General features: G+C 61.1%; 28 protein-coding genes. 15 read left to right on the plus strand and 13 right to left on the minus strand.

The genetic code is table 11. The features are described from left to right. Window positions 1-5: 5 nt before the first annotated feature. On the minus strand, window positions 6-362 hold the full coding sequence (locus tag QD336_RS20950; protein ID WP_269340247.1) for a YbaN family protein: 357 nt from the start codon (window positions 360-362) through the stop codon (window positions 6-8). A gap of 249 nt (window positions 363-611) precedes the next feature. On the opposite strand from QD336_RS20950, the gene QD336_RS20955 reads away from it, so the two are divergent. The 5 genes from QD336_RS20955 (at window position 612) to QD336_RS20975 (ending at window position 4,861) form a co-directional block, all read left to right on the plus strand. Next, a complete protein-coding gene (locus QD336_RS20955; RefSeq protein ID WP_499172046.1) occupies window positions 612-1,007 on the plus strand; it encodes a VOC family protein in 396 nt (131 codons plus the stop codon). Window positions 1,008-1,025: 18 nt separating this feature from the next. Next, on the plus strand, window positions 1,026-1,739 hold the full coding sequence (gene ung / locus QD336_RS20960) for a uracil-DNA glycosylase (RefSeq protein WP_269340251.1): 714 nt from the start codon (window positions 1,026-1,028) through the stop codon (window positions 1,737-1,739). Between the two features lie 70 nt (window positions 1,740-1,809). Then, the gene (locus tag QD336_RS20965; protein ID WP_499172047.1) at window positions 1,810-2,883 is read left to right on the plus strand and encodes a siderophore-interacting protein; all 1,074 of its coding nucleotides are present in this window, start codon (window positions 1,810-1,812) and stop codon (window positions 2,881-2,883) included. A 163-nt stretch (window positions 2,884-3,046) separates the two neighbouring features. Beyond that, the gene (locus QD336_RS20970) at window positions 3,047-3,991 is read left to right on the plus strand and encodes a VOC family protein (RefSeq protein WP_499172048.1); all 945 of its coding nucleotides are present in this window, start codon (window positions 3,047-3,049) and stop codon (window positions 3,989-3,991) included. Window positions 3,992-4,246: 255 nt separating this feature from the next. Beyond that, complete coding sequence (locus tag QD336_RS20975) at window positions 4,247-4,861, plus strand: alpha/beta hydrolase (protein WP_269340254.1); 615 nt, start codon at window positions 4,247-4,249, stop codon at window positions 4,859-4,861. 200 nt (window positions 4,862-5,061) lie between these two features. Here the strand turns inward: QD336_RS20975 and QD336_RS20980 are convergent, their stop codons facing one another. Then, window positions 5,062-5,646, minus strand: coding sequence for a transglycosylase SLT domain-containing protein (locus QD336_RS20980; protein WP_499172049.1), 585 nt, complete (start codon window positions 5,644-5,646; stop codon window positions 5,062-5,064). A 667-nt stretch (window positions 5,647-6,313) separates the two neighbouring features. Between QD336_RS20980 and QD336_RS20985 the strand changes: the two genes are divergently transcribed. Continuing rightward, window positions 6,314-6,847, plus strand: coding sequence for a transglutaminase-like cysteine peptidase (locus tag QD336_RS20985; RefSeq protein WP_499172050.1), 534 nt, complete (start codon window positions 6,314-6,316; stop codon window positions 6,845-6,847). 92 nt (window positions 6,848-6,939) lie between these two features. On the opposite strand, the gene QD336_RS20990 is transcribed toward QD336_RS20985, so the two are convergent. Continuing rightward, window positions 6,940-7,827 carry a DMT family transporter gene (locus QD336_RS20990; protein WP_269340257.1) on the minus strand — a complete coding sequence of 296 codons (888 nt, stop codon included), beginning with the start codon at window positions 7,825-7,827 and terminating at the stop codon, window positions 6,940-6,942. A gap of 241 nt (window positions 7,828-8,068) precedes the next feature. On the opposite strand from QD336_RS20990, the gene QD336_RS20995 reads away from it, so the two are divergent. Both QD336_RS20995 and QD336_RS21000 read left to right on the plus strand, forming a co-directional pair. Next, entirely contained in the window at window positions 8,069-9,367 is a 1,299-nt protein-coding gene (locus QD336_RS20995; RefSeq protein ID WP_269340258.1) for an adenylosuccinate synthase, read from the plus strand. A 70-nt stretch (window positions 9,368-9,437) separates the two neighbouring features. After that, a complete protein-coding gene (locus QD336_RS21000) occupies window positions 9,438-11,741 on the plus strand; it encodes a hypothetical protein (RefSeq protein WP_499172051.1) in 2,304 nt (767 codons plus the stop codon). Between the two features lie 453 nt (window positions 11,742-12,194). Here the strand turns inward: QD336_RS21000 and rpoH are convergent, their stop codons facing one another. From rpoH to QD336_RS21015, 3 genes are all read right to left on the minus strand, one after another. Continuing rightward, the gene (gene rpoH, locus QD336_RS21005) at window positions 12,195-13,097 is read right to left on the minus strand and encodes an RNA polymerase sigma factor RpoH (RefSeq protein ID WP_003522581.1); all 903 of its coding nucleotides are present in this window, start codon (window positions 13,095-13,097) and stop codon (window positions 12,195-12,197) included. A gap of 166 nt (window positions 13,098-13,263) precedes the next feature. Then, entirely contained in the window at window positions 13,264-14,088 is an 825-nt protein-coding gene (locus QD336_RS21010) for a class I SAM-dependent methyltransferase (protein WP_269340262.1), read from the minus strand. Window positions 14,089-14,287: 199 nt separating this feature from the next. After that, entirely contained in the window at window positions 14,288-15,310 is a 1,023-nt protein-coding gene (locus tag QD336_RS21015) for an RluA family pseudouridine synthase (protein WP_269340264.1), read from the minus strand. 38 nt (window positions 15,311-15,348) lie between these two features. Here QD336_RS21015 and QD336_RS21020 point away from each other — a divergent pair, with 38 nt between their 5' ends. Next, a complete protein-coding gene (locus tag QD336_RS21020; protein ID WP_499172052.1) occupies window positions 15,349-15,741 on the plus strand; it encodes a hypothetical protein in 393 nt (130 codons plus the stop codon). Then, window positions 15,731-16,585, plus strand: coding sequence for a TrmH family RNA methyltransferase (locus tag QD336_RS21025; RefSeq protein ID WP_499172053.1), 855 nt, complete (start codon window positions 15,731-15,733; stop codon window positions 16,583-16,585). Before QD336_RS21020 ends, QD336_RS21025 begins: the two co-directional genes overlap by 11 nt. Before the next feature lie 70 nt (window positions 16,586-16,655). On the opposite strand, the gene QD336_RS21030 is transcribed toward QD336_RS21025, so the two are convergent. Further along, window positions 16,656-17,894: a coiled-coil domain-containing protein gene (locus tag QD336_RS21030; RefSeq protein WP_499172054.1), complete on the minus strand. Its 1,239-nt coding sequence runs from the start codon at window positions 17,892-17,894 to the stop codon at window positions 16,656-16,658. A gap of 275 nt (window positions 17,895-18,169) precedes the next feature. Next, entirely contained in the window at window positions 18,170-18,766 is a 597-nt protein-coding gene (locus tag QD336_RS21035; RefSeq protein ID WP_269340270.1) for a DUF1134 domain-containing protein, read from the minus strand. A gap of 251 nt (window positions 18,767-19,017) precedes the next feature. On the opposite strand from QD336_RS21035, the gene chpT reads away from it, so the two are divergent. The 3 genes from chpT (at window position 19,018) to QD336_RS21050 (ending at window position 21,450) form a co-directional block, all read left to right on the plus strand. Then, on the plus strand, window positions 19,018-19,665 hold the full coding sequence (chpT, locus tag QD336_RS21040; protein WP_269340271.1) for a histidine phosphotransferase ChpT: 648 nt from the start codon (window positions 19,018-19,020) through the stop codon (window positions 19,663-19,665). A gap of 87 nt (window positions 19,666-19,752) precedes the next feature. Next, the gene (locus QD336_RS21045; RefSeq protein ID WP_269340272.1) at window positions 19,753-20,280 is read left to right on the plus strand and encodes a GNAT family N-acetyltransferase; all 528 of its coding nucleotides are present in this window, start codon (window positions 19,753-19,755) and stop codon (window positions 20,278-20,280) included. 123 nt (window positions 20,281-20,403) lie between these two features. Further along, a complete protein-coding gene (locus QD336_RS21050; RefSeq protein ID WP_499172055.1) occupies window positions 20,404-21,450 on the plus strand; it encodes an alpha/beta hydrolase family protein in 1,047 nt (348 codons plus the stop codon). Window positions 21,451-21,505: 55 nt separating this feature from the next. On the opposite strand, the gene QD336_RS21055 is transcribed toward QD336_RS21050, so the two are convergent. Beyond that, the gene (locus QD336_RS21055; protein WP_499172056.1) at window positions 21,506-22,021 is read right to left on the minus strand and encodes a GNAT family N-acetyltransferase; all 516 of its coding nucleotides are present in this window, start codon (window positions 22,019-22,021) and stop codon (window positions 21,506-21,508) included. Between the two features lie 143 nt (window positions 22,022-22,164). Then, a complete protein-coding gene (gene ctrA / locus QD336_RS21060) occupies window positions 22,165-22,869 on the minus strand; it encodes a response regulator transcription factor CtrA (protein WP_003522926.1) in 705 nt (234 codons plus the stop codon). 481 nt (window positions 22,870-23,350) lie between these two features. On the opposite strand from ctrA, the gene QD336_RS21065 reads away from it, so the two are divergent. Further along, entirely contained in the window at window positions 23,351-23,701 is a 351-nt protein-coding gene (locus QD336_RS21065) for a flagellar export protein FliJ (RefSeq protein WP_003491821.1), read from the plus strand. A gap of 285 nt (window positions 23,702-23,986) precedes the next feature. Next, complete coding sequence (locus tag QD336_RS21070) at window positions 23,987-24,190, plus strand: DUF1059 domain-containing protein (protein WP_003522925.1); 204 nt, start codon at window positions 23,987-23,989, stop codon at window positions 24,188-24,190. 263 nt (window positions 24,191-24,453) lie between these two features. Here QD336_RS21070 and QD336_RS21075 read toward each other — a convergent pair whose 3' ends face one another. The 3 genes from QD336_RS21075 to QD336_RS21085 form a co-directional block, all read right to left on the minus strand. Continuing rightward, entirely contained in the window at window positions 24,454-24,735 is a 282-nt protein-coding gene (locus QD336_RS21075) for a GNAT family N-acetyltransferase (RefSeq protein WP_269340279.1), read from the minus strand. Between the two features lie 224 nt (window positions 24,736-24,959). Then, on the minus strand, window positions 24,960-25,235 hold the full coding sequence (gene sciP / locus QD336_RS21080; RefSeq protein WP_003491799.1) for a CtrA inhibitor SciP: 276 nt from the start codon (window positions 25,233-25,235) through the stop codon (window positions 24,960-24,962). A gap of 191 nt (window positions 25,236-25,426) precedes the next feature. After that, entirely contained in the window at window positions 25,427-26,467 is a 1,041-nt protein-coding gene (locus QD336_RS21085; RefSeq protein ID WP_499172057.1) for a DUF2793 domain-containing protein, read from the minus strand. Window positions 26,468-26,513 lie beyond the last annotated feature (46 nt).

Genomic DNA, 26,513 nt, shown 5'->3' on the forward strand with positions numbered 1-26,513 from the left:
CGTCTTCAGCTTTCCGGCCGTGTGGCGATGAAGAGCGCGGAGCCAAGCATGACGGCGGCAACGATTGCCGCCCGCAGCGGCGGCGGCTCGCTCAGAAACCAGAAGGCGGCATAACTCACCGTCATGGCGGAAAGTGCCGCGATTTTGGCATTGCGGGCGATTGCGCCGCGCTCGCGCCAGCGGTGAAGCGAGGGCCCGAATCTCGGATGGGCGAGAAGCCATGCCTCGAGCTTCGGTGAGGAGCGGGAAAAACACCAGAGCGCCAGAAGCAGGAAGGGCGTGGTGGGCAAAACGGGAAGAAACGCGCCGACAATGCCGGTCGCGACCATCAGCCAGCCAAGACAGAGGTATAAAAGGCGCATGCCTAGCCGGTATCATGAGTTCAGCACTCAGGATAGAGCGGCGGCGCCAAATCGATGTGGTCCCGTTGCCGCAGGTCCGGCCGCACCGGAAAATCGGGGGTTTTTGCCATCACATTTGCCGTGATCGGGCCGTTACGCTTTGCCGCCGGGTGCCTTTAGGGTTGAAAGCGCGGCGCACTGTCTTTATCCCCTTGGGCCGCGATGCCCGGAGCATAACCGGGCCGTCAACAGGAAGAAGAAGGAAACACCATGGCCAAGCTGATCCACTCGATGGTCCGGGTGCTGGACGAAAAGCGTTCGGTGGAATTTTACAAACAGGCTTTCGGGCTTGAGGTCGCGGAACGCGCCGAGTTCGAGAATTTCACGCTGATCTATCTCAGCAATGCCGAGGGCGATTTCGAGCTGGAACTGACCGTCAACCGCGGTCGCGAAGTACCCTATGCGCTGGGCGACGGTTATGGCCATCTCGCCGTCAGTGTTGCTGACGTGGACGCCGAACATCAGCGTTTCATCGAGATCGGGCTTTCTCCCGGCAAGATCATCGAAGCCGATTATAAGGGCCAGCCTTTCGCAAAATACTTTTTCATCTGCGATCCGGATGGTTACAAGATCGAAGTGCTGCAGCGCGGCAACCGGTTCAAATAAGCTCTGATGGAGGCGGGCATGGCAGAGGCAGGCGTCAAACTCGAAGACAGCTGGAAGCACGTTCTCTCAGGCGAATTCGCCAGCCCCTATATGCTCAAGCTGAAAGAGTTCCTGCTTGCCGAAAAGACCGCTGGCAAGCGTATCTTTCCGAAGGGCGCGGAGTATTTCCGCGCTCTCGATCTGACACCTCTCGATGAGGTCAAGGTCGTCATTCTGGGCCAGGATCCCTATCATGGGCTTGGCCAGGCGCATGGGCTCTGCTTTTCGGTGCAGCCCGGCGTGCGCATTCCGCCCTCGCTCGTCAATATCTACAAGGAACTGCAGGCCGATCTCGGGATTCGCCCGGTCAGTCACGGTTTTCTGGAAAGCTGGGCGAAACAGGGCGTGCTGCTGCTCAACAGCGTGCTGACGGTGGAAGAGTCCCGCGCTGCCTCGCATCAGGGGCAGGGCTGGGAAAAATTCACCGACGCCGTCATCCGTGCCGTCAACGACGAGTGCGACCACGTCGTCTTCCTGCTCTGGGGTTCCTATGCCCAGAAGAAGGCGGCCTTCGTGGATCAACGCAAGCACCTCGTGCTGCGCTCGCCGCACCCTTCACCGCTCTCGGCCCATAACGGCTTTTTCGGGAATGGCCATTTCTCCAAGGCCAATGCCTTTCTCGTTTCCCATGGCCGCCAGCCTATCGACTGGCAATTGCCGGAAACGGCGGGAAGCGACAAAAACCTTCTCTAGATACTCATAAATATCTTTGCGCTTTGCAGTTGTCAGGATTAAAGATAACCGGACTGCAAAGTGAAGGATTATGCCCGTGTCTCTCCTGTCTGCCGAAACCTCCGTCTCGCTGCCCGATCCGCTGTCGGTCGTCGATGCTTTTCAGGAGCATTTTTCCGAGCATATGGAGATGGAGCGCGAAGGTGCTACGGTGCGGTTCACGACGGAATATGGCCATGGCAGCTTCAGCGCTGAGGGTGGCCGTTTTGCCGCGCGGGTCAACTGCGTTTCCGAACATATATTGACATCGGTCAAGGCCATGGTGGCCGAGCATATTGCCGAGTTTTCCGGCGCGACGGGGCTGGATTTCCGCTGGAGCGGCCATGGCGCGGAGCAGCGCGAGCTGCCCAATCTTTTCCGCGGCAAGGTCGCCCGCGCCTATAACCTCACGCCCCATATGCGCCGGCTGGTCGTATCGGTCGAAAGCGGCATCGAGAGGCTGCTGACCGGTGGCATGCATGTGCGTCTGCTCCTGGTGCCGGATCAGGCCCGCGCGCCGGTCTGGCCCTATCTCGCACCCACCGGCGCGATCATCTGGCCGGCGGGCGATGACCTTCTGATGCGGCGCGTTTACACCATCCGGTCCGGCGACATGGGCCGGGGCGAGGTGGATATCGATTTCGTCATGCATGAGGGCGACCATATGCCCGGCGCCACCTTCGGTGCGACGGCGAAGCCGGGTGATGTTCTCGGCATCATCGGCCCCAGCGGCACCTGCCCGGAAGCGGACCGTTATGTCTTCGCCGGCGACGAGACGGCGTTGCCGGTGATGCTGCGCATGGCCGCCGAAATGCCGGCAGGCAAGAAGCTCAGCGTTTATGCCGAAATCGACGACGAGGCCGAGCGGCAGGAGATCGTTTCGGCGGCGGATGTGGAATGGACATGGCTTTATCGCCGCGGCAAGCCCGCCGGCACCTCCGGCCTCATCGAAAAGGCGCTGCGCGATCATTCGTGGAATGCGGATCACGAGGGCCTGCATGTCTTCGTCGCCTGTGAAAAATCCGAGGCGAGGGCGGCGAAATCCTTCCTGACCGACGAGCTTGCCTTTCCGAAAGCATCGCTGCGCGCCGTCGGTTACTGGACCATGGGTGCTGCCGACGATTGAGGTGGCTTCGCCGGGCTGATTGAACAGTGATCTTTATCGTTCACGATTCAAGAACAATCCGTTCCTGTTGCCCGGTCTATTCGCAACGCGCCCCTTGCCCCATCTTTACGCCATGAACAGGGCAGGCCCCAATGGGAGGCCCGCCAGGCAAAAGGGGTTTATCATGCTCAACCAGATCAAGGGCCTGCACCACGTCACGTCGATGGCGGCGAGTGCGCGCCAGAACAACAGCTTTTTCACCGACACACTCGGCCTGCGCCGGGTGAAGAAGACGGTCAATTTCGACGCGCCGGATGTCTATCACCTTTATTATGGCGATGAAGTCGGCACACCCGGCTCCGTCATGACCTATTTCCCGTTCCCGCATATCGCCCGCGGCCGCCCCGGCACCGGCGAGGTGGGCACGACGCTGTTTTCCGTTCCGGAAGGATCGCTCGGCTACTGGCAGGATCGTCTTTCCAGGGCCGGTGTCGATGGCCTGAAATCGGACGAAGCTTTTGGCAACAGGCGCCTGCATTTTGCCGGCCCTGATGGCGACGGTTTCGCGCTGGTCGAGGTCAGGGACGACAACCGTGCGCAATGGACCGGTAATGGCGTCGGCGCGGATCAGGCGATCCATGGTTTCCAGGGTGCTTCGCTGCGGCTTCGCGACGAAGGCGCGACCGCCGAACTCTTGAAATTCATGGGTTACCAGGAAGTGGATCGTCAGGACGGCGTGCTGCGTCTCGGTATGCCTGGCGGTAACGGCGCGGATGTCATCGATATCGAAACCATGCCGAACATCTCCGGCGCGAAGCTGGGTGCCGGTTCCGTGCACCACATCGCTTTTGCGGTCGAAAACCGCGAAAAGCAGCTGGAAGTGCGCAAGGCGCTGATGGATACGGGTTACCAGGTGACGCCGGTCATTGACCGCGATTATTTCTGGGCGATCTATTTCCGCACCCCCGGCGGCGTGCTGTTCGAGGTGGCCACCAACGAGCCCGGTTTCGACCGCGACGAGGATACGGCCCATCTCGGCGAGGCCCTGAAGCTGCCGACCCAGCACGCGCATCTGCGCTCCGTGCTGGAGGAGCATCTGGAACCGCTTGGGGATGAGAAAAAGGCTTAACTCCTCGATAGCGTTTGGCAGGACATTGCCACGTATTTCTTCTCCCCGTTTGGGGAGAAGGTGGCCCGAAGGGTCGGATGAGGGGGCAACGCTCACGATAGACCGCACCCTTGCCCCCTCATCCCGCTACCGCGGACTTCTCCCCGGCGGGGAGAAGAAACAAGCCGTGCCCGTTCGCTTTATTTGACTGCTCTGCTTGGCCGAAGAGACCTTGCAGAAGCCGCTGAACCTCTTTCTTCCAGAAAGGATACTCCCATGACCAAGGATAGCTATTTCCACAAATCCCGCGCCGGTGCTGCGGGCGCACCGCTTTTCGTTCTGCTGCACGGCACCGGCGGCGATGAGAACCAGTTCTTCGATTTCGGCGCCCGCCTTCTGCCACAGGCCACGATTGTCTCGCCGGTCGGCGATGTCTCCGAACATGGCGCGGCGCGGTTCTTCCGGCGCACGGGCGAGGGCGTTTACGACATGGCCGATCTTGAGCGGGCAACCGTCAAGATGGCCGATTTCATCAAGGCGAACCGGGAGCATTATCAGGCCGGGCCCGTCATCGGCCTCGGCTTTTCCAATGGTGCGAATATTCTCGCCAATGTGCTGATCGAACAGCCGGAGCTTTTTGATGCGGCGGTGCTGATGCATCCGCTCATCCCGTTTACGCCGAAGATTTCCCCGGCGAAACCCACTCGCCGCGTGCTCATCACGGCGGGCGAGCGCGATCCGATCTGCCCGGTACCTTTGACCAATGCGCTGGAAGCAAGCCTGAAGGAGCAGGGCGGCACGGTGGAAACCGTGTGGCATCCGGGCGGGCATGAAATCCGTTCCGGCGAGATCGATGCGGTCAGGGGTTTTCTGGCGGCTTACGGGGAGTAGCTTTCTGCCTGGCCTCATTCCTCGCCGTCATGCCGGACTTGATCCGGCATCCAGCCATGGCGCGTCTGCGCCGTGGCGGAGTCTCTTGCGATCAAGGACATGATCGTGCTGGACCCCGGATCAAGTCCGGGGTGGCGGTGAGGGTAGGTGATCCGCCTTTTCACGTCGCATCCAGACAAAATGATCCTGCTGCCGCCGCCTCAGCGATACCCGCATTGCTGCAACTGGGCCTCGTAACGCAGCGCCATGTTGGCGGAGCGGCGGGCGGCCTTCTGGACGGCGGAATTGTTGCGCCAGCTGCCCTTCGCATAACCGCCATGGCCGGAATAATAAGCGAGGTAGAGATTATAGGGGTCGTTCAGTGCGATGCCGTTTTCGCGTCGGCTCTTGGCATGGTACCAGCCGACGAAATGGATGGCATCGGTGAAATCGGTGCGGCTTGCCGACCAGCGGCCGGTTTCGCGCTTGTAGACCTCCCAGGTGCCATCAAGCGCCTGTGCATAACCATAAGCCGTCGACTGCCGTGTCCATGGAATGAAGCCCAAAAGCTTGGTGCGTGGCGGGCGAGCATAGGGCCGGAAGGCGGATTCGGTGTAGATCGTCGCCATCATGACGGGCACGGGCACGCCGAATTCGCGCTCGGCGGCTTTCGCGTCGCGCCGCCAGTTATTGAAGATGCCGTTCCGCTGCTCGAAGATCGCACAGGCATTGGTCACCTGCGACGGTGCGGTGGCGCAGCCGGCGAGAACGAACATCAGGAAAACAACGGCAGATACGCCACGCATAACGGAACCCTTTCGTTCCGCTATTCTTAAATTGCTAACCATTAACGTCGGGTTTTAAGACAAGGTTAATTCAAATGCCGCCGATCAGGCGGGTGTTAACCCCATGAAAATTCCTGTGTCCGGGATGGGGCGAAACCGCCTCTCGAGCGCCTTTTTCAAGATGCATTCATCCCCGCGCGTCCACGGTTCCGCTGGTCCGGCTATATTGGCGCCATCCCGGTCATCGAGCGTGCGCGCGGCGCAAGATGGGCGGAGCAGGCGGCCGAAACCGGGGAGTTTCCCGATGTCACGGTTGAGGCGGCCGGCATATGTCCACCCTTCAAACAGGAACCGGTTTGGCGGGTGCGTCATGGGCTGAAATGTTGGAGCCGGGGCCGCATCGTCTGCAAAACCTCGCAATACCATCCGATACCCCCGCAGCGATGCGGCCCCTTTATCCTTTCCAGCGTGGTCCCGGAATCCGTGGCGACGGTGCTCGCGCATATTCGAAAAAAAGCATCCGCTGTTCAAAAATGAAAACCGATAAAATTGTAGCAATCGGCTTAAAGCGGCTGAAAACAGTGCTGTGCCATTGTGGGATCACAGACAGGGAGCGGCCTTTGAAAGAGGCGCCCTTGAAACGAAATCGAGACCGGCACAAGCCGGCGGATCGCAAACGGGGTATGAAATGCTGAAGAAGATTATTGCTGCCGCCATCTGCGGAATTGCCATTGCTTCCATGTCCACCCATGCCGATGCGGCCGGTGCTGCCGGTTTTGCCCGTGGATTTGCCGCCGTCGAAAAATCCGCCGTCGCCGCTATCGGCATTTCCGCACCCGGCGGTTTTGATGGCTGCGTGCTTGCCGCCGGCCAGTGCGTCTCCACCATTGCCGCGCCGCTGACGGCCGAGCGCCGTGACGAACTGCTGCGCGTCAACCGTGATGTGAACGCCACCATGGGTGCGCTCGATGATTATGTCTCCGGTTTTGCGACCGATCTTCCGGCAACGCCTTCCGTGAGCCTCGGGGATTGTGGTGATTGCGCCGCGATCAAGCGCACGGCCCTTGCCGGTGCCGGCTGGTCTTCCAACGCGCTGCGGCTTGCCTTTGCACTGAAGGATGACGGATCGCTCGAAAAAGTACTGATCGTCACCACCGCCAAGGGCGATATCGTCCTTGGCAATGCCGTCTTTTCTCCGGCCAGCCGCGAAACCGCACTCTGACCTTTCTGCTTGAACATCGGAAAGACTTTTCGATCCGATGCTCCACTCTTTCATGCCTGCCAGACTGCGCCGGTTTTCCTGACCCTGTTGGTTCAGGAAGCCGGCGATTTTTTTCGTTCCGCCACGGCAATGCCGGCAAGCGCCATGAAGAGTGCTGCGATCTGATAGGTGTGCAGGGTTTCGCTGAGCACGAAGACGGAAAGCAGCGTACCGAAGACCGGCACGAGGTTGATGAAGAGGCCGGCGCGGTTGGCGCCGATCTGCTCCACGCCCTTGATGTAGAGGATCTGCGCGATGAGCGAGGCAAAGATACCGGCATAGACCACCAGCACCCAACCCTTCTGATCCGGCCAGACGACGCTGTTGCGCGACATTTCCCAGAAGACCAGCGGTACCGAGGTGAGAAGGGCGAAAAAGGCGGGGATCGCCATCAGCGTGCGCCAGTCGACCGCGGGTTTCCAGCGCAGGATGACGGTGTAGATGGCATAGACCAAAACGGCGAGCAGCATGATGGCATCGCCCACATTCATTTCCAGCTGCAGCAGCGAGACCGGATCGCCATGCGAGGCAAGCAGCGCCACGCCGGCGATGGTGAGGCAGAAACCGGCGATCTGGCCGAACAGCACGCGGGTGCGAAACAGGATGAAGTTCAGGACGAAGATGACCATGGGAATGCCGGCCTGGATGACGGCGGCATTGATGGCCGAGGTGTGCTGCAGCGCCGTGTAAAGAAATACGTTAAAGGCCGTATAACCGACACTGCCGAGCACGAGGAAATAGGGCAGGCGCTGTTTCACCACCGGCCAGTCGCGGATGAGCTGCGGAACGGAAATGGCGAAGATGATGGCGACGGCGAAAACCCAGCGCAGGAAGGTGAAGGCCATGGGGCTGATGTGGCCGACGGCGAGCTTGCCGGCAACGGTGTTGCCGCCCCAGCAGAGTGTGGCGATGATGAGGGCGATATAGGCTTTCGAAGGCACGCTGATGTTTCGCTTCTTCACGGGGGCGGGAAAACGGAGAGGGGTGAGCGGCGGCCTTGCGCCCGCGCTTGGCCCCCACGGGGCGAGATAATGCGGGAAATCCGCGCCTTGTCACGGAAAAAGCAAAATTCTCCATAAGAAACAGGGTCGCTTTCCGTAAAACAACACAGTATACATTCGCGGGTTTGGGTTTCCCATCGGGTTATCGGGCGCGTAAGCGCCATGAGCAGGAAAGCAAGAAATGACGAATGTTGTGGTGGTCGGCTCGCAGTGGGGCGACGAAGGCAAAGGCAAGATTGTCGACTGGCTGTCCGAGCGGGCAGATGTCGTCGTGCGGTATCAGGGCGGCCACAATGCCGGCCATACGCTTGTCATCGATGGCATCAGCTACAAGCTTTCGCTTCTGCCGTCTGGCGTCGTGCGTCCCGGCAAGCTTGCCGTCATCGGCAATGGCGTCGTGGTCGATCCGCATGCGCTGATTGCCGAAATCGGCCGTCTGGAAGCGCAGGGCGTGAAGGTTACCCCGGAAAACCTGCGCATCGCCGACAATGCCACCCTCATTCTTTCGCTGCACCGTGAACTGGACGGCATGCGCGAAGACGCCGCCTCCAACAGCGGCACCAAGATCGGCACCACCCGCCGCGGCATCGGCCCGGCTTACGAAGACAAGGTTGGCCGCCGCGCCATCCGCGTCATGGATCTGGCCGACATGGAGGCGCTTTCCGCCAAGGTCGACCGTATCCTCACCCATCATAATGCGCTTCGTCGCGGTTTCGGCGCGGCCGAAGTTGCGCATGAAACGATCATGGAAGAGCTGTCGTCGGTTGCCGAGCGCATCCTGCCCTTCAGTGAAACCGTCTGGCTGCTGCTCGACAAGAAGCGTCGCGCCGGCGCGCGCATCCTGTTTGAAGGCGCTCAGGGCTCGCTGCTCGATATCGACCACGGCACCTACCCTTACGTGACCTCGTCCAACACGGTTGCCGGCCAGGCCGCTGCCGGTTCGGGCATGGGTCCGGGTTCGCTGGGTTACATTCTCGGCATCACCAAGGCTTACACCACCCGCGTTGGCGAAGGCCCGTTCCCGACGGAACTCAATGACGAGATCGGCCAGTTCCTGGGCGAAAAGGGTCATGAATTCGGCACCGTCACCGGCCGCAAGCGCCGCTGCGGCTGGTTCGATGCGGCACTGGTGCGCCAGTCGGTCGCCACCAACGGCATTACGGGTATCGCGCTCACCAAGCTCGACGTGCTGGATGGCCTCGACGAGCTGAAAATCTGCGTCGGCTACAAGCTTGACGGGCAGGAAATCGACCATCTTCCGGCAAGCCAGGGCGCGCAGGCGCGCGTCGAGCCGATCTACATCACGCTGGAAGGCTGGAAGGAATCTACCGTCGGTGCCCGAAAATGGGCGGATTTGCCTGCTCAGGCAATCAAATATGTCCGTCAGGTCGAGGAATTGATCGGGGCGCCTGTCGCGCTTCTGTCGACAAGTCCGGAGCGTGACGACACCATACTTGTGACTGATCCGTTTGAGGATTAATGTCCTCGGCGATCTAGATTCATAAACCATATCGGGCCGGTACGTCGCCGGTCACGACGAGAAAGTGCTTATGGCGGATTTTGTAGCAGTCATTCGCAAGGCCGTGGATGGCTTGGCGAACAATACTCCCGAAAACCGGGCGAAGGTTTACGACAAGGCGCGCAGTGCGGTTGTGCGCCAACTCGAGAATATGAAGCCACGTCCGCCGGAAGAATTGTTGCGCCGGCAGATCGCCAAGCTGGACGCCGCCATTGCCGAGGTGGACAGCGAATATGCCGAGGCGCTTCCCGCGCTCGAGGATGATGATGTTCTCTCGCCGGCGGCCGAAGAGGCGGCGGCATTCCATGAACATGAGGATGCCGTCGATGAAGCGGCGGCCCATCCCGCCGAAGCCGAGCCCGAACAGCTTGCCCATCGTGAAGAGGTTCAGCACAAGCCGGTTTATGAAGAACCAGCATCGGCCGAGACACAGCCGGAGCCGGCTGACGAAGAACCCGCCCATCACGACGAGCCCCGCCATGATGCCCACGCTTCCGAAGAGGATCGGCATTATGGGGAGCGCGAGCCGGAAGAGCTTTATGACACGCCGGAGCCGGTTCATGCCGCACCGGCCCATGTTCCCGCATCCGATGAGGATGCCGGCACCTATTTCACCCGCACGGATGAAGAGCCGGCCCACGAGCCGCAGGAAGATCGCGTAGAACCTGAAGCGGCGCTTGGCCCTGCCGATGATTCCGTTCCTTCCCATTGGGCGCAGCCGGTGGACGAGGACGATTGGCGCAAGCTCGAGGAAGCGCAGGACGAGGATGTGCGCCCGGCCGACGCCGACTATGAGGATATTCGCAACGAGACCGGCGAACGCCCGGTCGTTGCCGGTTATGCCGCGCATCATTATCAGGAGCCGGACGTCGGTTTCGAGCCGGAAAGACACGAGACGGACAACCGTTTCGGCCCTGCCGCCGTGGAACACGCGCCGGCCTTTGGTGGCCGGCACGATTTTGACGAGCACCACCAGGTAGAAGAGCCAGCCCCGAAAAAGGCGGCTGTCGTCGAGGATTTCTCGTCCTATTTCCAGGATGCGGATATTGCCATTCCCGCCAAGGATGCGCCGGCGCTGCCGCGTGCGGATAACGATTCCTTCGGCGAGCAGGCGGGTGCCAAGGACAATAAGGAACGCACGCCCTGGGACGATCTGGACGAGCTGATCGGTTATGACGGCGCTTCCTCGTCCAACCGGCCGGTTTCGGATGAAACGCCGGGCATTGGTGCCGCGGCGGCAACGCCCGCCTATATGGTCAAGAAGAAGCCGCGCCGTAACTATGCCTCGGTCGTGCTCGCCCTTGCCGGCGTGGCGCTGCTCGCGGGCGGCGGTTATGCCGTGTGGATGAACCGCGATGCGCTGAACGATATGGTCGGCGGTCTGGTCAGTTCCGCGCAGAATGGCGGCAATGGCCAGACGCCCCCGGCAGATACGGCGCAGACGCAGCCATCGACGCCGCCGGCAACCCAGCAGCCGCCGGCCACTACCGGCCAGCAACAGCCGGCCACGCCCAACAATCACCAGACCCAGTCGCATGGCGATGATGGTTCCGTCACCGGCACCAAGTTTACCCAGCGGCTTATGGCCGACGGCACCGAGCGTGACGAGGGACCTGCCGCCGGCGCGAACGGCCAGCCCGTGACGGCTGAAGGCCAGTCTGTCTATGAGCAGAATGTCGCGCCGCCGCCTGCGGGCGAAGCACCTGCCAACAATGCGGGTGCACCGACCGGAACGCCCCCCGCCGGCACGCCGCCGGCGCAGCAGCCTGCCGCCGCCGCCGGCGACCGCATGTTCCTTTACGAGGAAGTGCTGGGTCAGACGGTTCCGACCGCCATTCAGGGCAGCGTGTCCTGGTCGCTGCAGCAGGAAAATGACGCGGAAGGCAAACCTTCGCCCACCGTACAGGGTCAGATCACCGTTCCCGGCCGTGGCCTCAGCGCGCTTATCACCTTCAAGCGCAACACCGATCCGTCGCTGCCGGCGAGCCATCTGATCGAGATCGTCTTCTCGGTTTCGCCCGGTTTCGAAGGCGGCGCCATCGACAGCGTCCAGCGCATCGCGATGAAGAGCACCGAGCAGGATCGCGGCAACGCGCTGATCGCGGTTCCCGCCAAGATCACCGACGATTTCCACATGATCGCGCTCAACGACTTCCCGGATGCGATGAAGACCAATCTGGAGCTTCTGAAGAGCCGCAACTGGATCGACATTCCGGTGTCCTACCGCAACGGCCGGCGTGCGCTCTTGACTCTGCAAAAGGGCAATGACGGCATCGCCGCCTTCGACAAGGCGCTCAGCGAATGGGCGGCGGCAACGCCGGCGACGGGGCAGTGATGATTTAAGGGCGGCTCAGGGCCGCCCTTTTGTTATAAGGCAACGGGCGACGTGCTTATGGAATGGCTGCGGCGGTGTCTTTGCTTTGTCGGGTGATGGGTTTTGGGGAAGTTGGTGAGTGTGGCTCACCCCCCTCTGCCCTGCCGGGCATCTCCCCCACAGGTGGGGAGATCGACTCGCGGCAAGGTTTCGCCTTTCTTGACAGTCGAGATAGCGCAACGCGGGCGCGTCTTGCCAATCTCCCTCCTTGTGGGGGAGATGCCCGGCAGGGCAGAGGGGGGTAAGCCGCATACTCCGAAGCGCGGATATTCTCCCTACCGCTTTTCCTCCAGCACAATCGCGGGTCTCAGAGGCAGACCATTTCCCATCGCCCGCCTTTTACAAACAAAAAATCCCCGGCCGAAGGCCGAGGATGATTCATGGTCAGCGCATTGGCGTCAAGAGCGCGCTGCCTTACGCATCCACCACGCGCAAGGCGCGCGCAGCTTCGAGCGCTTCCTTCTGCACCGCTTCCTGCACCTTCTCGAAGGCGCGAACCTCGATCTGGCGCACGCGTTCGCGGCTGATGTCGAACTCGGAAGAAAGCTCTTCCAGCGTCACCGGGTCTTCGGCAAGCCTGCGGGCCTCGAAGATGCGGCGTTCGCGGTCGTTCAGCACACCCATGGCCTTGGCCAGCATGCGGCGACGGGTTTCCAGCTCGTCCTGCTCGATCAGCACGTCTTCCTGGCTGTCGTGGTCATCCACCAGCCAATCCTGCCACTGGCCGGATTCGCCTTCGGAGGCCTTGATCGGCGCATTCAGCGAGGCGTCGCCATGCAGGCGGCGGTTCATCGAGATGACTTCTTCTTCCGACACCTGCAGCTTGGTGGCGATTTCCTTGACGTGTTCCGGCTTCAGATCGCCGTCATCGATCGCCTGGATACGGCCTTTCAGCCGGCGCAGGTTGAAGAACAGGCGCTTCTGGTTGGCGGTCGTGCCCATCTTCACCAGCGACCAGGAGCGCAGGATATATTCCTGGATCGAGGCCTTGATCCACCACATGGCATAGGTGGCCAGGCGGAAACCGCGTTCCGGATCGAACTTCTTCACCGCCTGCATCAGGCCGACATTGCCTTCGGACACGACTTCGCCGATCGGCAGGCCGTAACCGCGGTAACCCATGGCGATCTTCGCCACGAGGCGCAGATGGCTGGTGACGAGTTTATGCGCTGCGTCGCGGTCGCCATGCTCGGCATAACGTTTGCCAAGCATGTATTCTTCCTGCGGCTCCAGCATCGGAAATTTGCGGATTTCGTCGAGATATCTATTGAGACCGGCTTCGCCGGCTGTAATCGTAGGCAAACTATTGCGGGCCATAAAGCACCCCCTTAATCTATGGTCTGGAACGGCACCCTTCCGGATCGACGATCGCTCGTCCAAGGCGCGCCGTAAGCTGCGGGTCGTTACCGACCCCGCACGAACCCATGTGACAGATATGTATGCGCCCGCCGCGTTTCAAGCGAACGCTGCGTTCACACATGCGTTATGTTCCAGTGACACCTTCGCTCACCTGTTTAACTTTCGAACGGTAGATTCGTTCCGAAAATCCGGCAAGCCCGGAGCGCACCATCAGCTCATACATCACCCGCCGACGCATGGGATTATGCAGGCGCACGACAGTGGAACCGAGGAATTGCGTTTCCCCGTGGCCAAGCGCCTGCAAATCGGGATCGGCCGCGATCGCAGCCGCATAGGCGGCGTGAAATTCCCGGCGGCAGACATAGGTCTTGTATTTCGTCATGCCGAAGCAGACGAGGCTGTGGCCATGGGTGCGAAGGAAATCGGCGACGCCGACCGTGACCTCCGGCCAGGCGGGGTTGAAAGTATCATCGAAGACGATGATGCCGTGCGGCGCAATCACTTCCATCGCCAGTTTCGCATCCGCCAGCACATGGTGCAGGTGGTGGCCGCCATCGATGCTGAAGAAGCGCGCCGGGCCGATGCGCGAGGTAATGTCGGTGGGGGCAAGCCGGGTGCTGTCACCCTTGATGATGAGGTCCTCATCCATCGCAAAACCCAGCCGCCGGCCGTTTTCCATCAGCCGCTCGTATTGGTCGAGGCTGCCATCCGCCGGCGGGTCGAGGTCGAAAAGGTCGACACCCAGCACCTTCTCGTGCCCCTGCGCGAATTTGCGCAGCAGGAAATAGGAGCGGCCGTAATAAACGCCGATTTCCGCCATGCCGCCTTCGAGGCCGTCTCTGGCCTGTGCCTGCAGCAGCGCCTTGAAGACAAGCGCATCCGGCGGGTCGATATAACCCTCGACGCTGCGTAACTGCTGAAATATGAACCGGCGGTCTTCGATATTCATGCGCGATGGATCCCGTCGTCATGCCAGTGACGATCTTCAATTTCCTGCGCGCCGAGGAGGTGAGACGATTGAAGCGAAATTGGGGCGGTCTATAAAAAGGACCGACTGCGGAATATCGTCATCCGCTAATCTTTTTTTATTATCCGGGGCTTCCGGCACAATGCATGGCGCAGTTTTTTGACCGCGCCATGCGGGTTTTTCAGCCACGCAATGCCGTGATCAGTGATTCCATGTCATCCGGCAGGTCGGTTTCGAACTCCATCACCTCGCCGGTGCGCGGATGTTCGAAGGCGAGAAGATAGGCATGCAGCGCCTGGCGCGGAAAGCCGCGAACGGTGCTCTTGGCCGGTTCTTCCAGAAGGTTCGCCTTGGTGCGGAAGGCCGCGCCATATTCGGGATCGCCGATCAGCGGATGGCCGATATGGGCCATGTGTACGCGGATCTGGTGGGTGCGGCCGGTTTCCAGCCGGCATTCCACCATGGAGGCGAGGCAGGTCGCATCCGGCCGTTCGTGATAACGCTCCATCACCTCGTAATGGGTGATCGCCTCGCGGGCGTCGTCGGAATCCTCATGCTTGACCGCGCGTTTGGTGCGGTCGGCGCTGCGGCCGAGTGCGGCGTCGATGGTGCCGCGCAGGGTGCGCGGGCGGCCCCAGACGACGGCCTTGTAGGCCCGCTCCAGCGGGCCGGTGCGGCCATGGTCGGCAAATTGCGCGGCGAGATGGCGGTGGGCATTGTCGTTCTTCGCAACGACCATGACACCGGAGGTTTCCTTGTCCAGCCGGTGCACGATGCCCGGACGCTTGACGCCGCCAATGCCGGACAGGCTGTCGCCGCAATGATGGATGAGGGCGTTGACCAGAGTTCCCGTCCAGTTGCCGGCGCCCGGATGCACGACGAGACCGGCGGGCTTGACGAGCACGATCAGGTCTTCGTCCTCATACTCCACGTCGAGCGGAATATCCTCGCCCTGTGGAACGGGGTCTTCCGGCTCCGGCATGACGATCTCGATGCGGTCCTTCGGATGCACCTTCTTTTTCGGCTCCGTCACCGGATTGCCGTTGATGGAGACAGCGCCCTGCTCGATCAGCGCCTTCAGGCGGCTGCGGGAAAAGTCGCCGCCCACTTCGCCGGCCAGCCAGGAATCGAGGCGGCCTTCGGCGTGTTCCCCGGCAATCAGGACTTTCCTTGCGTCTCCGCCTTGTTTAAAGGGGTCGTTCATTCTTATTTTTCCGATCCATCAGCATTTCAGGGAACCCGATGACGCAGATCGAGCAAGACGAACAGGAAGACAAGCCGCTTGATCCGGCCATGGAAAAAGTTCGCCGCAAGATGATCCGTTTGCAGATCGTGTCGGGCTCCGTGATGTTTATCAGCCTTATGGCCGTCTTCGGTGCTGTTGTCTACAAGGCGATGGGGCCGTCGAAGGCGGTTCAGACGCAGAGCGAAGCGCCGAACCTCGCCGTTCCCACCGGCAACGGACCGGTTGCCGTCACCGCCAGCCTGCCGCAGGGCTTCGTGATCGACAATGTCAGCTATTCCGGCGGCGACATGCTGTTTTACGGCCGGTTGGCCAACGGCACCCGCAAGGCGCTGGTCTTCAACGTTTCCAGCGGCCGATTCCTGGCCGATGTGACGGTCGATGGCCAGTGAGGGCAATGACCCGCTGGATGGGCGGGCGCTGATCCCGGTCGAGGATCCCGCCGATCCGCGCATCGCCGCCTTTCGCGACATTCGCGAGCGCGACCTGACCGGCCGGCAGGGCCGCTTCATTGCCGAAGGCACGGTGGTGCTGCGCATGCTGGCCGCGGCCCATAAAGCGGGCGGGGCCTTTGCGGCGGAAAGCATCCTTATCCTGCGTAACCGGCTTTCCGGCGTGGCGGATATTCTTACTGATTTTCCGGCCGATGTTCCCGTTTATGTGGCCGAAGCGCCGGTGCTGGACGGCATTGTCGGTTTTCACCTGCATCGCGGCATTCTGGCACTCGGCCGCCGGGTGTGCGATGATGGGCTGGAGCAGATGACGGGCGCGCTTCCCGCGTCTTCTCTGGTGCTTGTGGGCTGCGGCATTTCCAACCACGATAATCTCGGCGCGATGTTCCGCAATGCGGCGGCCTTTTATGCCGATGCGGTGTTTCTGGACGAGACCTGCTGTGATCCGCTCTATCGCAAGGCGCTGCGGGTTTCCGTTGGTTCGGTGCTGTCGGTTCCCTATCATCGCGGCGGGGGAGCGGTGGACATGCTGGAGCGGCTTTCCGAGGCCGGATTTGCGATCTGGAGCCTTTCGCCGAATGGTGAGACCGAGATACGCGACATTCCCCGATCCGAACGCATGGCGCTGGTGATCGGCACGGAAGGCGAGGGGCTGCCGCAATCGGTGCTGTCGCGTTTTCACACGGCGCGGATCGCGCAGTCGCCGCAGCTGGATAGTTTGAATGCGGGGACGGCTTCGGGGCTGGCGCTTTATCAGATGGCGGGGGCGATGGGGCGGGTTTAGGTCTTCGGTGGCTGTGGCTTACCCCCCTCTGCCCGGCAGGGCAGAGGGGGGTAAGCCACACCCTCCAGACCTAACCCTTCCGCTTCTCCATCACCACCTTGGCCCGCTTCGCAAGGCTCTCCCGCCCTGACGAACCGGAGGCCTTGGCCAACAACCCCGGAATGGGCGACGCCTCACCCTCCCGGGCGGCTGTCAGCGCGATCATCTCGGCGGCGATCCTCGCAATTTCGCGGCGGATCGGTTCGTCATTGCCGGTGCCGCGCACATTCAGCAGGCGTTCGGTGAGCGCCGTTCCCTGATTGCGGATATCCTCGATTTCCTGCTCCAGCCCTTCCGGTGCCGGCGCCGCTGGCTCCACCAACGGCGGGGCGGGCGTCTCTTCTGCGGATACCGCCTCTGCCGCTTCTTCCGCAACGACGGGCGCGGTTTCGAGTGCAGCTAGGGGCGCCGGGGCTGCTACCGGTTGCGGCGGGCTAACCGCTTTCTCCACTGGCACAGCCGGGTTCGGCAGGCGAATGATCATGTCGTTGCTGCGGCCGCCGGTTGCGGCAAGCTGTTCCTTCAGGCGGGCGACTTCTTGATTGCGCAGCGTCAGCATCGTGTCTAGATCGGCATTTTTCGCCATCAGCGTGGCGAGCTGTTCCTCGAGCCGGGTGACCTTGCGGCTTTCGCGCGCAACCGCCGTCATCGCTTCCTTGTTGCGGGCGGCGACATCCTGCAATTCGCGGGTCGCGGTCTCGCCTTCCTTGCGGAAACGTGTGGCGCTCTGCTTGGCCTGCTCGGCCTCCAGGTCGCGGGTGGCGGCGGTGATTTTCGAATCATCCAGCTCGCGCGTCAGGTTGGTGAGGCGGGCAGTTAGGTCAGACATCTGGCTGGCGCGCTCGTTGGCGGCCTGTTCCTGCTGCAGAAGGTTTGCCGAAATCGTGCCGGCGCGTTCTTCGCTGGCGTCGAGGGCGGCGCGCAATTCGCCGATCTCCAGCGTCAGCTCCTCGATCTTCAGGGAAAAGCCGCGGTTCTGCTCGCCAAGACGATAGGCATCGCTGGAGGCGGCTTCGTTGGCGAGGCGCAGCGAGGTGTTTTTTTCCCGCTCCGTATCCAGTTCCTGGCGGACCTTGGCGTTTTCGGCGGCGTAAAGCGCGCGGGCCATGTCCTTCTGGGCGCGCACTTCCTGCGGGCTGATGGGCATCGTCGCGCGCAGGCGGTTTTCCGTATAAGCAACGACGCGGCGGTGGATCGCGGGTGCGATCAACAGGGCCAGCAGGGTTGCGGTGAGAAAACCCAATCCGAAGAGAATGGCATATTCGATCACGCGGGACAGTCTCCGGAACTCAGATACGCGCGCATTCGGAAAGAGGGGCGCGAAAGCACGTTACGCTATTATTGCAACCATGGGGAGGGGTCTCCCGGCAATTACGGAGGCGGTGTTGGTGTCCCCTGTTTCTTCTCCCCGAAAGGGAGAAGTCCGCGGCAGCGGGATGAGGGGGCGAGTGTCCCGAAATCCGGAGAGGGTGCCCCCTCATCCGACCCTTCGGGCCACCTTCTCCCCGGCGGGGAGAAGAAACAAGCCGCGACCGTCTTGCCTTATCAGAAGGGGTTCCAGGTCGGCTGCTGGGTGAGCTTCAGATAACCGACATTGATGCCGAGGCGCGCGCCGATGCCGGTGCGGATGGGGGCGAGCGTGACGTCGCTGCTTTTCAGATAGGTCATGCCCACACCGGCGACGATGAAGGCGGAGCCGCTGACGCCGCCGTAACGGCGATAAAGCGCGTCGACGGAAGGCAGGTTGTAGACCAGCATCATGGCGCGGGTGCCCTGGCCGCCATAATCGAGGCCGAGAGAGGGGCCCTGCCAGAAGACGGGGTGCTGGCCGGCATTCTTGGTATAAAGCGTGCCTTCGCCATAGGTGAGGCCGGCAACAAAGGCGCCGGAGCCTTCCTGGCCGAGAATATAACCGTTCGGAAGACCGTATTGCTGGAAGGCGCGCTCCACCACTTTGGCAAGGCCGCCGGTGGTTTCACCGAAGAATCCGTGGCCTGCATCCACGACTTCCTGGAAAGAATATTGATCGCTGTTCTGGGCCGCGGCCGGTGCGACCCACATCAGGAGGCTCGCAAGGAGCGCGATGATCTTTCCCAGTCCGAGGCGTGCAATGGTGCGGGTTTTCGTAAGGCGCATCGTCATGTCCGTCCGTCTGTTCGTTAGCGCATCAACCCCGAAAATCCGAATCGGTTTTCGCAAGGGCCGCCGCGCAGAGTCAAAGTTCTACAGCATGTTTCGTGCATCCTGACGGATACACGGGGCTCCAGTGTGGCCTGTTAAGGCATTTGGCATTTTGAAACCATCCTATTAACAATCGGTTTACCAAATATGGTGTCATTATGGCTTAACAATTTCCACACCGTCCGCGCCTCCCTTGCGCAGGAGAGAATTTTATGACGAGCAAACTCAATATCACGCTGTCCGGTCCCGATCTGGCGGCTCTTCTGTGCAGCCGTGTGTGCCATGACGTTATTTCTCCTGTCGGCGCCATCAATAACGGCCTCGAACTGCTGGACGAGGGCGGCACGGATGACGATGCGCTCGATCTCATCCGCACGTCCGCCCTTAACGCATCCGTGCGGCTTAAGTTCGCCCGCCTTGCTTTCGGCGCTTCCGGCTCGGCCGGCGCATCGATCGACACCGGCGAGGCCGAAAAGGCTGCCCAGGATTTCGCCGCCGCCGAAAAGAAGGCGGAAGTGAGCTGGAACGGCCCGCGCGCCATCGTTGCGAAGAATCGTGTCAAACTTCTGCTCAACCTCTTCCTCGTCGCTTATGGCGCCATCCCGCGCGGTGGCAATGTGGATGTGCTCCTGGAAAATCCCGATGGTGACGCCAGGTTCGAAATCACCGTCAAGGGCCGGATGATGCGCGTTCCGGCCAAGTTCGTGGAAATTTACGAAGGCCGGCTGGAAGAGGCGGTCGACGCCCATTCCGTGCAGCCCTATTACACGCTGCTTCTGGCCGAAGAGGCAAATATGGCGGTGGAATACAAGGTGCATGAAGACCGCATCGTCTTTACCGCAAAGACGGTTGCCGAGTGACGGTGCAATTACCGATGTGAATTTGTGAAAGGCCGGGACCGCGTCTGCTGACGCGCCGGCCTTTTTTTCGTTTTTGGGAGCCTGTTCATGACCCGTCTGACCACCGCTCGCCTTGTCCTGCGGCCACACGCCATTGCCGATGAAGCGCTTTATTGCGCATTCTGGAGCGCCGATGTTCCGCGGATCGACGGGGTCAGGTCGATTGCCCCGCTGGATCCGGAACTGGCCTTCGCCCGCATGCTGCGTTTCATCGGTCATTGGTCCGTTTTCGGCTTCGGCCCCTTTGTGGTGGAAGAGCTTGCCACGGGGCGCATCGTCGGCGAGGTGGGCTTTGCCCATATGCGCCGCGGCAACGGGCCCGATTTCGACGGCGTGCCCGAGGCGATGTGGAAAATCGACGGGCAACTGGCGGGCAAGGGCGTCGCGACCGAAGCGGTGGCGGCGGCAACCGGCTGGCTCGACGATAGCGGCATTTCGCGGCGGATCGTTTGCATGATTGATCCGTTGAACACCCCGTCGCTCGCCATCGCCGCCCGATTCGGCTTCCGGCCCTTTCGCGAGGCGATATTTCGGGACAATCCCGTGCGGCTTTTCGAACGGGTGACGGGGGTCTAGGGCGCTTCTGCCTTGTCCATCGAGACCTCAAACAGGTTTCGGCACCTCCTGAAACCTGTTTGAGGTCTCGGTGGGCGGTAGCTTCAGCCAAGGGTTGGTTCTCAACAACTCCTGGAGCTTTTCATGCGCAATCTTCTTCTGGCGGCAATTGTCATTTTTTTCACCGCTCAGGCCGCGATGGCAGGAAGCGCCATTGGCTTTAAACGGATCGAGCTGCCGGATGGGGCCGGTGCGCGGGCGCTTGACGTATCATTGTGGTATCCGGCCGCGCCCTCGGGCAAAAGCGCGATCGTGGGAGAAAATGCAGCCTTTTACGGTCTCGAGGTTCAACCGGAGGCTGCCCTTCTGGCCGGTTCCCGTCCCCTCGTGCTGCTGTCGCACGGTTTTGGCGGAAGCTGGCGCAACCTGAACTGGATCGCCGGCGAACTTGTGCGGGAAGGTTACGTCGTGGCCGCGCCGGATCATGGCGGAGAATCCTTCACCGAAGAGAATGCGACGGAGATCGTTCCCCTGTGGGAGCGGCCGCGCGATATCAGCAGAACGCTGACCGCGCTGCTCGATGACGAGCGATTCGCCGGCAGGATCGATGCGGCACGCATCGCCGTGATCGGCCATTCCCTCGGCGGCTGGACCGCGATGGAACTGGCGGGCGCGCGGTATAGCGCCGAACTTGCCCTGAAGGATTGCAAGGCCGAGACGCTGCCGCCGCAATGCAAGGCGCCGCGGCTGTTGGGCAAGGTCGGCATCGTCGGCGACGGCAGGGCCGATCCGCGCCTTTCGGCGGATTTGCGGGATATTCGCATCCGCGCGGTTGTCTCGCTCGATCTTGGGCCGGCTGCCGGTTTTCTGCCGGAGACGCTGCGGGGTGTGGAAGTGCCGGTTCTGGTGCTGGCCGCCTGCGTGGAGACGAAAGAGATTGCCGCCATCAAGGCCGATTCCGACTATATCGCCCGGAATTTGCCGAAGGTGACGACTGTTTATCGGGAAATACCGGATGCCAGCCATTTCAGCTTCATGCAGATCTGCAAACCGAACGGCGAAAAAATCGTCGAGGCGCTTTCGCCGGGCGAAGGTTTCGTCTGCCGGGATGGCGGCGGCAGGGATCGCGCGGCCATCCACGCGCAGATCGCCGAGGCAATCCTCGGCTTTCTGAAAGTGGAATTGCATTAAGATGGATAGGTCGGGATGCTTTGGGGGGCGTGGAGGTCCCGAAGCGTCCCGATTTTCAAACCGTCTTGACCGGATGGTAGCGATAAACGAGGTCTTCAGCGTCGGAGCGCAGCGCCGATCCGTCAAGCGTGCCACCGATTCGCTCGGCGACGGCCGCCGATTTGCTGTTCTGCGGGGAGACGTAGCTGACCAGTGTCGGCAGGTTCAGGGTCGCAAAAGCCCAGTCGCGCATTGCCACCGCCGCTTCCGCAGCATAACCGCGCCCTTCATGGCCGTCATAAAGCAGCCAGCCCAGCTCCTTTTCGGGAAAGAGCGGGCCGTGATTGATGCCGATCTGACCGATACATTCGCCCGTCTCGCCAAGCTCGATCATCAATGCACCGTGGCCGAAGAAGTGCCAGTTGGCCAGATCGTGGCAGAACACGCCCCAGGTGGAGGGCAGGTCATAGGGGCCGCCGACGCCGGTGGAGCGCGGCGAGGCCATGAAATCCCGATAGGCCGGGAAGTCCGCCATGGTCAGCGGGCGCAATGTCAGGCGGCGGGTCTTGAGGGTTGGGATGGCGTGGTTCATGTACCGTCGTCCTTTTGCGCTGCGTGGCCAGGCTCCTTTCCTTCCTCATTCCTGCGACAGGCACAGGAATGAGGGAGAAAATCGCAACAAAAAACCCGCCGTTTCCAGCGGGTCTTTTAAAAACTGTCCTGTTCCGGAATGGATCAGGCGGTTTCGAGGAATTCCGTGGCGCCATCCGGCTCGCGCAGAACATAGCCGCGGCCCCAGACGGTTTCGATGTAGTTTGCGCCGCCGGCTGCATTTGCGAGCTTTTTGCGCAGCTTGCAGATGAAGACGTCGATGATCTTCAGTTCCGGCTCGTCCATGCCGCCATAAAGGTGGTTCAGGAACATTTCCTTGGTCAGCGTCGTGCCCTTGCGCAGCGAAAGCAGCTCGAGCATCTGATATTCCTTGCCGGTCAGGTGAACGCGCTGGCCGCCCACTTCAACCGTCTTGGCATCGAGATTGACGATCAGCTCGCCGGTGGCGATGACCGACTGCGCATGGCCCTTGGAACGGCGGACGATTGCGTGAATGCGGGCAACAAGCTCGTCCTTGTGGAACGGCTTCGTCATGTAATCGTCGGCGCCAAAGCCCAAGCCCCGAACCTTGTCCTCGATGCCGGCCATGCCGGACAGGATGAGGATCGGCGTCTTGACCTTGGAGAGGCGAAGCGTTCTCAGAACCTCGTAACCCGACATGTCGGGCAGGTTGAGGTCGAGAAGAATAATGTCGTAATCATAGAGCTTGCCGAGGTCCACGCCTTCCTCACCGAGGTCGGTCGTGTAGACGTTAAAGCTCTCCGACTTGAGCATCAGTTCAATGCTCTGCGCTGTCGCGCTGTCGTCTTCAATAAGTAGAACCCGCATAATTATCCCCTTTGCCGCCCGCGAACCGGTAAAACATTGCCTCGCGCGATGCGGATCCAGACGTTGCCTGATTTGCAGGCTGCCACCAAATGGTTAACAAATTCTAATTGCCTTTGGCAAGGTGTATCGAATTTATTAAGCAAAGTAGGCATTTCGCTGTTTTTGCACGTGAATCCACCATCGCCAAAATTGAAGCTTAACGTGAGGATTTCCCGCTAAGTGATTCAATCGACTCTTACATCGTCTGGCCCGTTTTTTTGGACCTGGCATTTACCGACCCTTAAATGATCGTCGTTATCATTAACGATGCCCGTAAACGAAAGGTTAACGACGGCGGTTTTTTATTAACGTCGGGTAACTTTTAGGAATCATTCCGGCACAAGGGGTTAACCCGGCCGGTTGAACGGGCGGGTTAAACGGGCCGATCAGGGGGGCATAGTGCCTTTTTGATCCGGGTCTCGCTATCCATGGAGTATTGCGTATGAAGTCGCGTGACAGCCTGGTTCGCCTGAAGGAATTTCAGGTCAACGAAAAACGCCGGCAGCTTAACCAGCTGCAGCAGATGATGTCCGAGTTTGAACGGATGGCAAAGGAACTGGTGCATCAGATATCGCTGGAAGAAAGCAAGTCGGGTATTACCGATCCGACCCATTTCGCCTATCCGACCTTCGCCAAGGCCGCGCGCCAGCGGGCGGATAATCTTCAGGTTTCCATCCGGGAACTGAAGGCCCAGCAGGAAGCGGCGGAAGCGTCGCTGGAAGAGGTGCAGGCCGAATACGAAAAGGCCGCGGCACTGGAAAACCGCGACGGAGCGATCCGCGCCCGCGCCTGACGACCGGCGCAAGACCTGACGAATTTCGTCCTCATTGACGGCTGCCGGTGGATCAGGAGGCGGCTTTCAATGACGGGACGCCTTGCATTTTTTCGAAAGGCCGCTCCGTAAGGGCGGCCTTTCCGCTTTGCTGCACTGCCGGTGTTTCCCGACGGGATCGCCACCCCGATTTCGATTGTCCGGGGGCGGGGAAAGGCGTAATTTACGGGGGTTCCGACCGTGAGCCGGAGGCTTTACGCGCACGTGCCCCGTGCGGGGTGCGGGCGGCAATGCAGGGAGGAAAAAATGGCCCGCCAATATATCGATTGCCGTGAATTCCCCAGTGACAGCAGATGCACCGTTGCCATCTCCGCCGATTCTCCGGAGGAGCTTATGGAAGCGGCCGTGCAGCACGCCGTTGCGGTGCATGGCGCGAAGGATACGCTCGAATTCCGTGAAGAAGTGCGCCGGAGCATGCATGCCGGGACGCCGCCGTTGAAGGTGGCGTGACGGGAGGATCGACGCCCATTTATGAATGACGCGATATTTGGAACGGTCGTGAGGGATCGGGCGTGTGCCGTTTGTTTCTTCTCCCCGCCGGGGAGAAGGTCGCGGCAGCGGGATGAAGGGGCGAGATGTTCGGAGAGCAAGCCCCCTCATCCGACCCTTCGGGCCACCTTCTCCCCGGCGGGGAGAAGAAACGGGCGGCGATCCCCGCGATTATGTCGCTATCGGGATCACACTGGTTTTCTCACGTTTCGGCCTAAATCTGCTTACCCCTGGATAACATCCGCCCAGTCGGCATGGCGCAGGGTCTGGGCCTTGAAGAAGGGGCAGAGCGGAATGATCTTCCAGCCGCCCTTGCGGGCTTCATCGACGGCATGTGCGGCGAGCGCCTGGCCGACGCCCTTGCCGCGCAGCGCATCGGGTACGCCGGTATGGTCGATGATGATGAGGGAAGGGGAGGTGCGCGAATAGGTCATCTCCGCCTTGTGGCCGTCGATGGTTGCCGAATATTCGCCGTGCGATCCGTTTTCGGTTGTCTTGATATCCATGATGCATGCCTCTCTGCGTGTTCGTTTGCGCCACTGTAACGGCTTGCATCCGAATTGAAACAGCGGGATGGCGAACGCAGTGGACACAAACCGGCGACAATCGCCGGCCGTATCGGGCATGTTCTGCGGAAGGAAATCCGAAATCAAACCGAAAGCCCCGTCGGTGATACGGCGGGGCGTTCTGGAAATTCGGTTTGGGCGCGTTGCCGCGCCGGCGCACTGGTTTAGTGGCGATATTGCTGGATGCGCGTGGTGCGCAGGCCGGCGAGGCCATGATCGGCGATCGAGGACTGCCAGGACAGGAATTCTTCAACGGTAAGCGTATAACGCTCGCAGGCTTCCTCGAGGCTCAGCAGTCCTCCGCGTACCGCGGCAACCACCTCCGCCTTTCTGCGAATGACCCAGCGACGGGTATTGGCAGGCGGAAGATCCGCAATCGTCAGAGGGCTGCCATCGGGGCCGATGACATATTTAACTCGTGGGCGTATCATTTCGGTCATTGGACACTCTATACAAACTCAAGACCATATGACGGGAACTCTAGCCCGGTACCTTTAAAAATTGCCTAAGCAGGTCGTGACAATTTATTAAGAATTTGAACGGTTTCGCCTGATTTGTTCGAGTCGCCTTATTTTGCCGGGAAAAAATTTTTCCAAAAATCGCAATTTTTCTCGCTCATCGGTTGTCCGGATCAGAGTGCCGCAAGCGAAAGGCATGTTTTTCCGTTGCCCTGTATCAATTCCACGGTTCCCTCATGCGCCAGCCGCAGACGGTCGCCGGCATCGAGGGAAAGAAGGGCCGTTGCCGACTGCGTGGCGCCGGCGGTGGATGCGTTGCCGGCGATGCTGAAATTCACCGCCGCGCCGTTGACGGCGAGTGTCGCCCGGTGGCCGGAGGAGGAGGCCACGGCCAGCGACAGCACGGCAAGATAAAGGCCCTTGGCCGGAACGACGAGTTCCCGCCCGCCGCCACTCACCACATCGCCAAGCGCAAAGCCACCCTCGGCGATGGAGAGCACGGAAAAACCCGCCGCCGAGCCGTTGGCGGGTTTCGTCGTGCCCGCCGGCAGGCCGGCGACGGCAACGGGGCGGTTGGGCATCGAGACCCGGCCATCGCCGTTGCATGAAAGCGCCGTATGCCAGGTGGCGCCATCCGCACTCGTCTTGATCGAAAAACCGTCGCTGCCGGCAAGGCCCATTTCCGCCCGGCCGCTCCAGCCGGACTGGAACAGCAGGGAGGCGGTATCGGTTTTGCCTGCCTTGTTGACCGTCATGCGGTGGCTGCCGTCTTCCGGCCCATGGGTGAAGAGGCTGGCGGGGGAGGCGAGCGCCATGCGGTTGGCGGCGTCTGCCTCCGTGCCGATGCCCAGCCTTTCCAGCCGGCCGCTGGCCGGCAGCGGCAAGTCACGCCAGTTTCCGTCCTGCAGGACCCGGTATCTGCTTTCGGCCGCGAACCATGCCGTCCAGCMGGGCTGCGGCGTGATCGAAAGCCATGCGCCATCCTGCCGGAAGGCAAGTTTGCCGCCCTTGCCGGCCCAGTCGCCGGTGGCGTCGGCGGAGAGAAGGAAGCAGTCTCCTTCCGCTGCATCTTCGGGCGGTGTCGCGACGGTGGCCCTGACGACGAGCTGCACGATCGCGTCCAGCCTTTGCAGGGCTTCGTTGTGGGTGACGTGTTTCTGGGCCTGCGAGGGCAGGATGTAGGGAAGCCGAAGTCTTGCCGTCTGTTCCGTCATGATGTGCCTTCCGCGCGGTTGTGTTCGTTTGCGGGGCATTGTGATG

Source organism: Rhizobium sp. BR 250 (assembly GCF_047445855.1).
Taxonomy (GTDB): domain Bacteria; phylum Pseudomonadota; class Alphaproteobacteria; order Rhizobiales; family Rhizobiaceae; genus Agrobacterium; species Agrobacterium tumefaciens_I.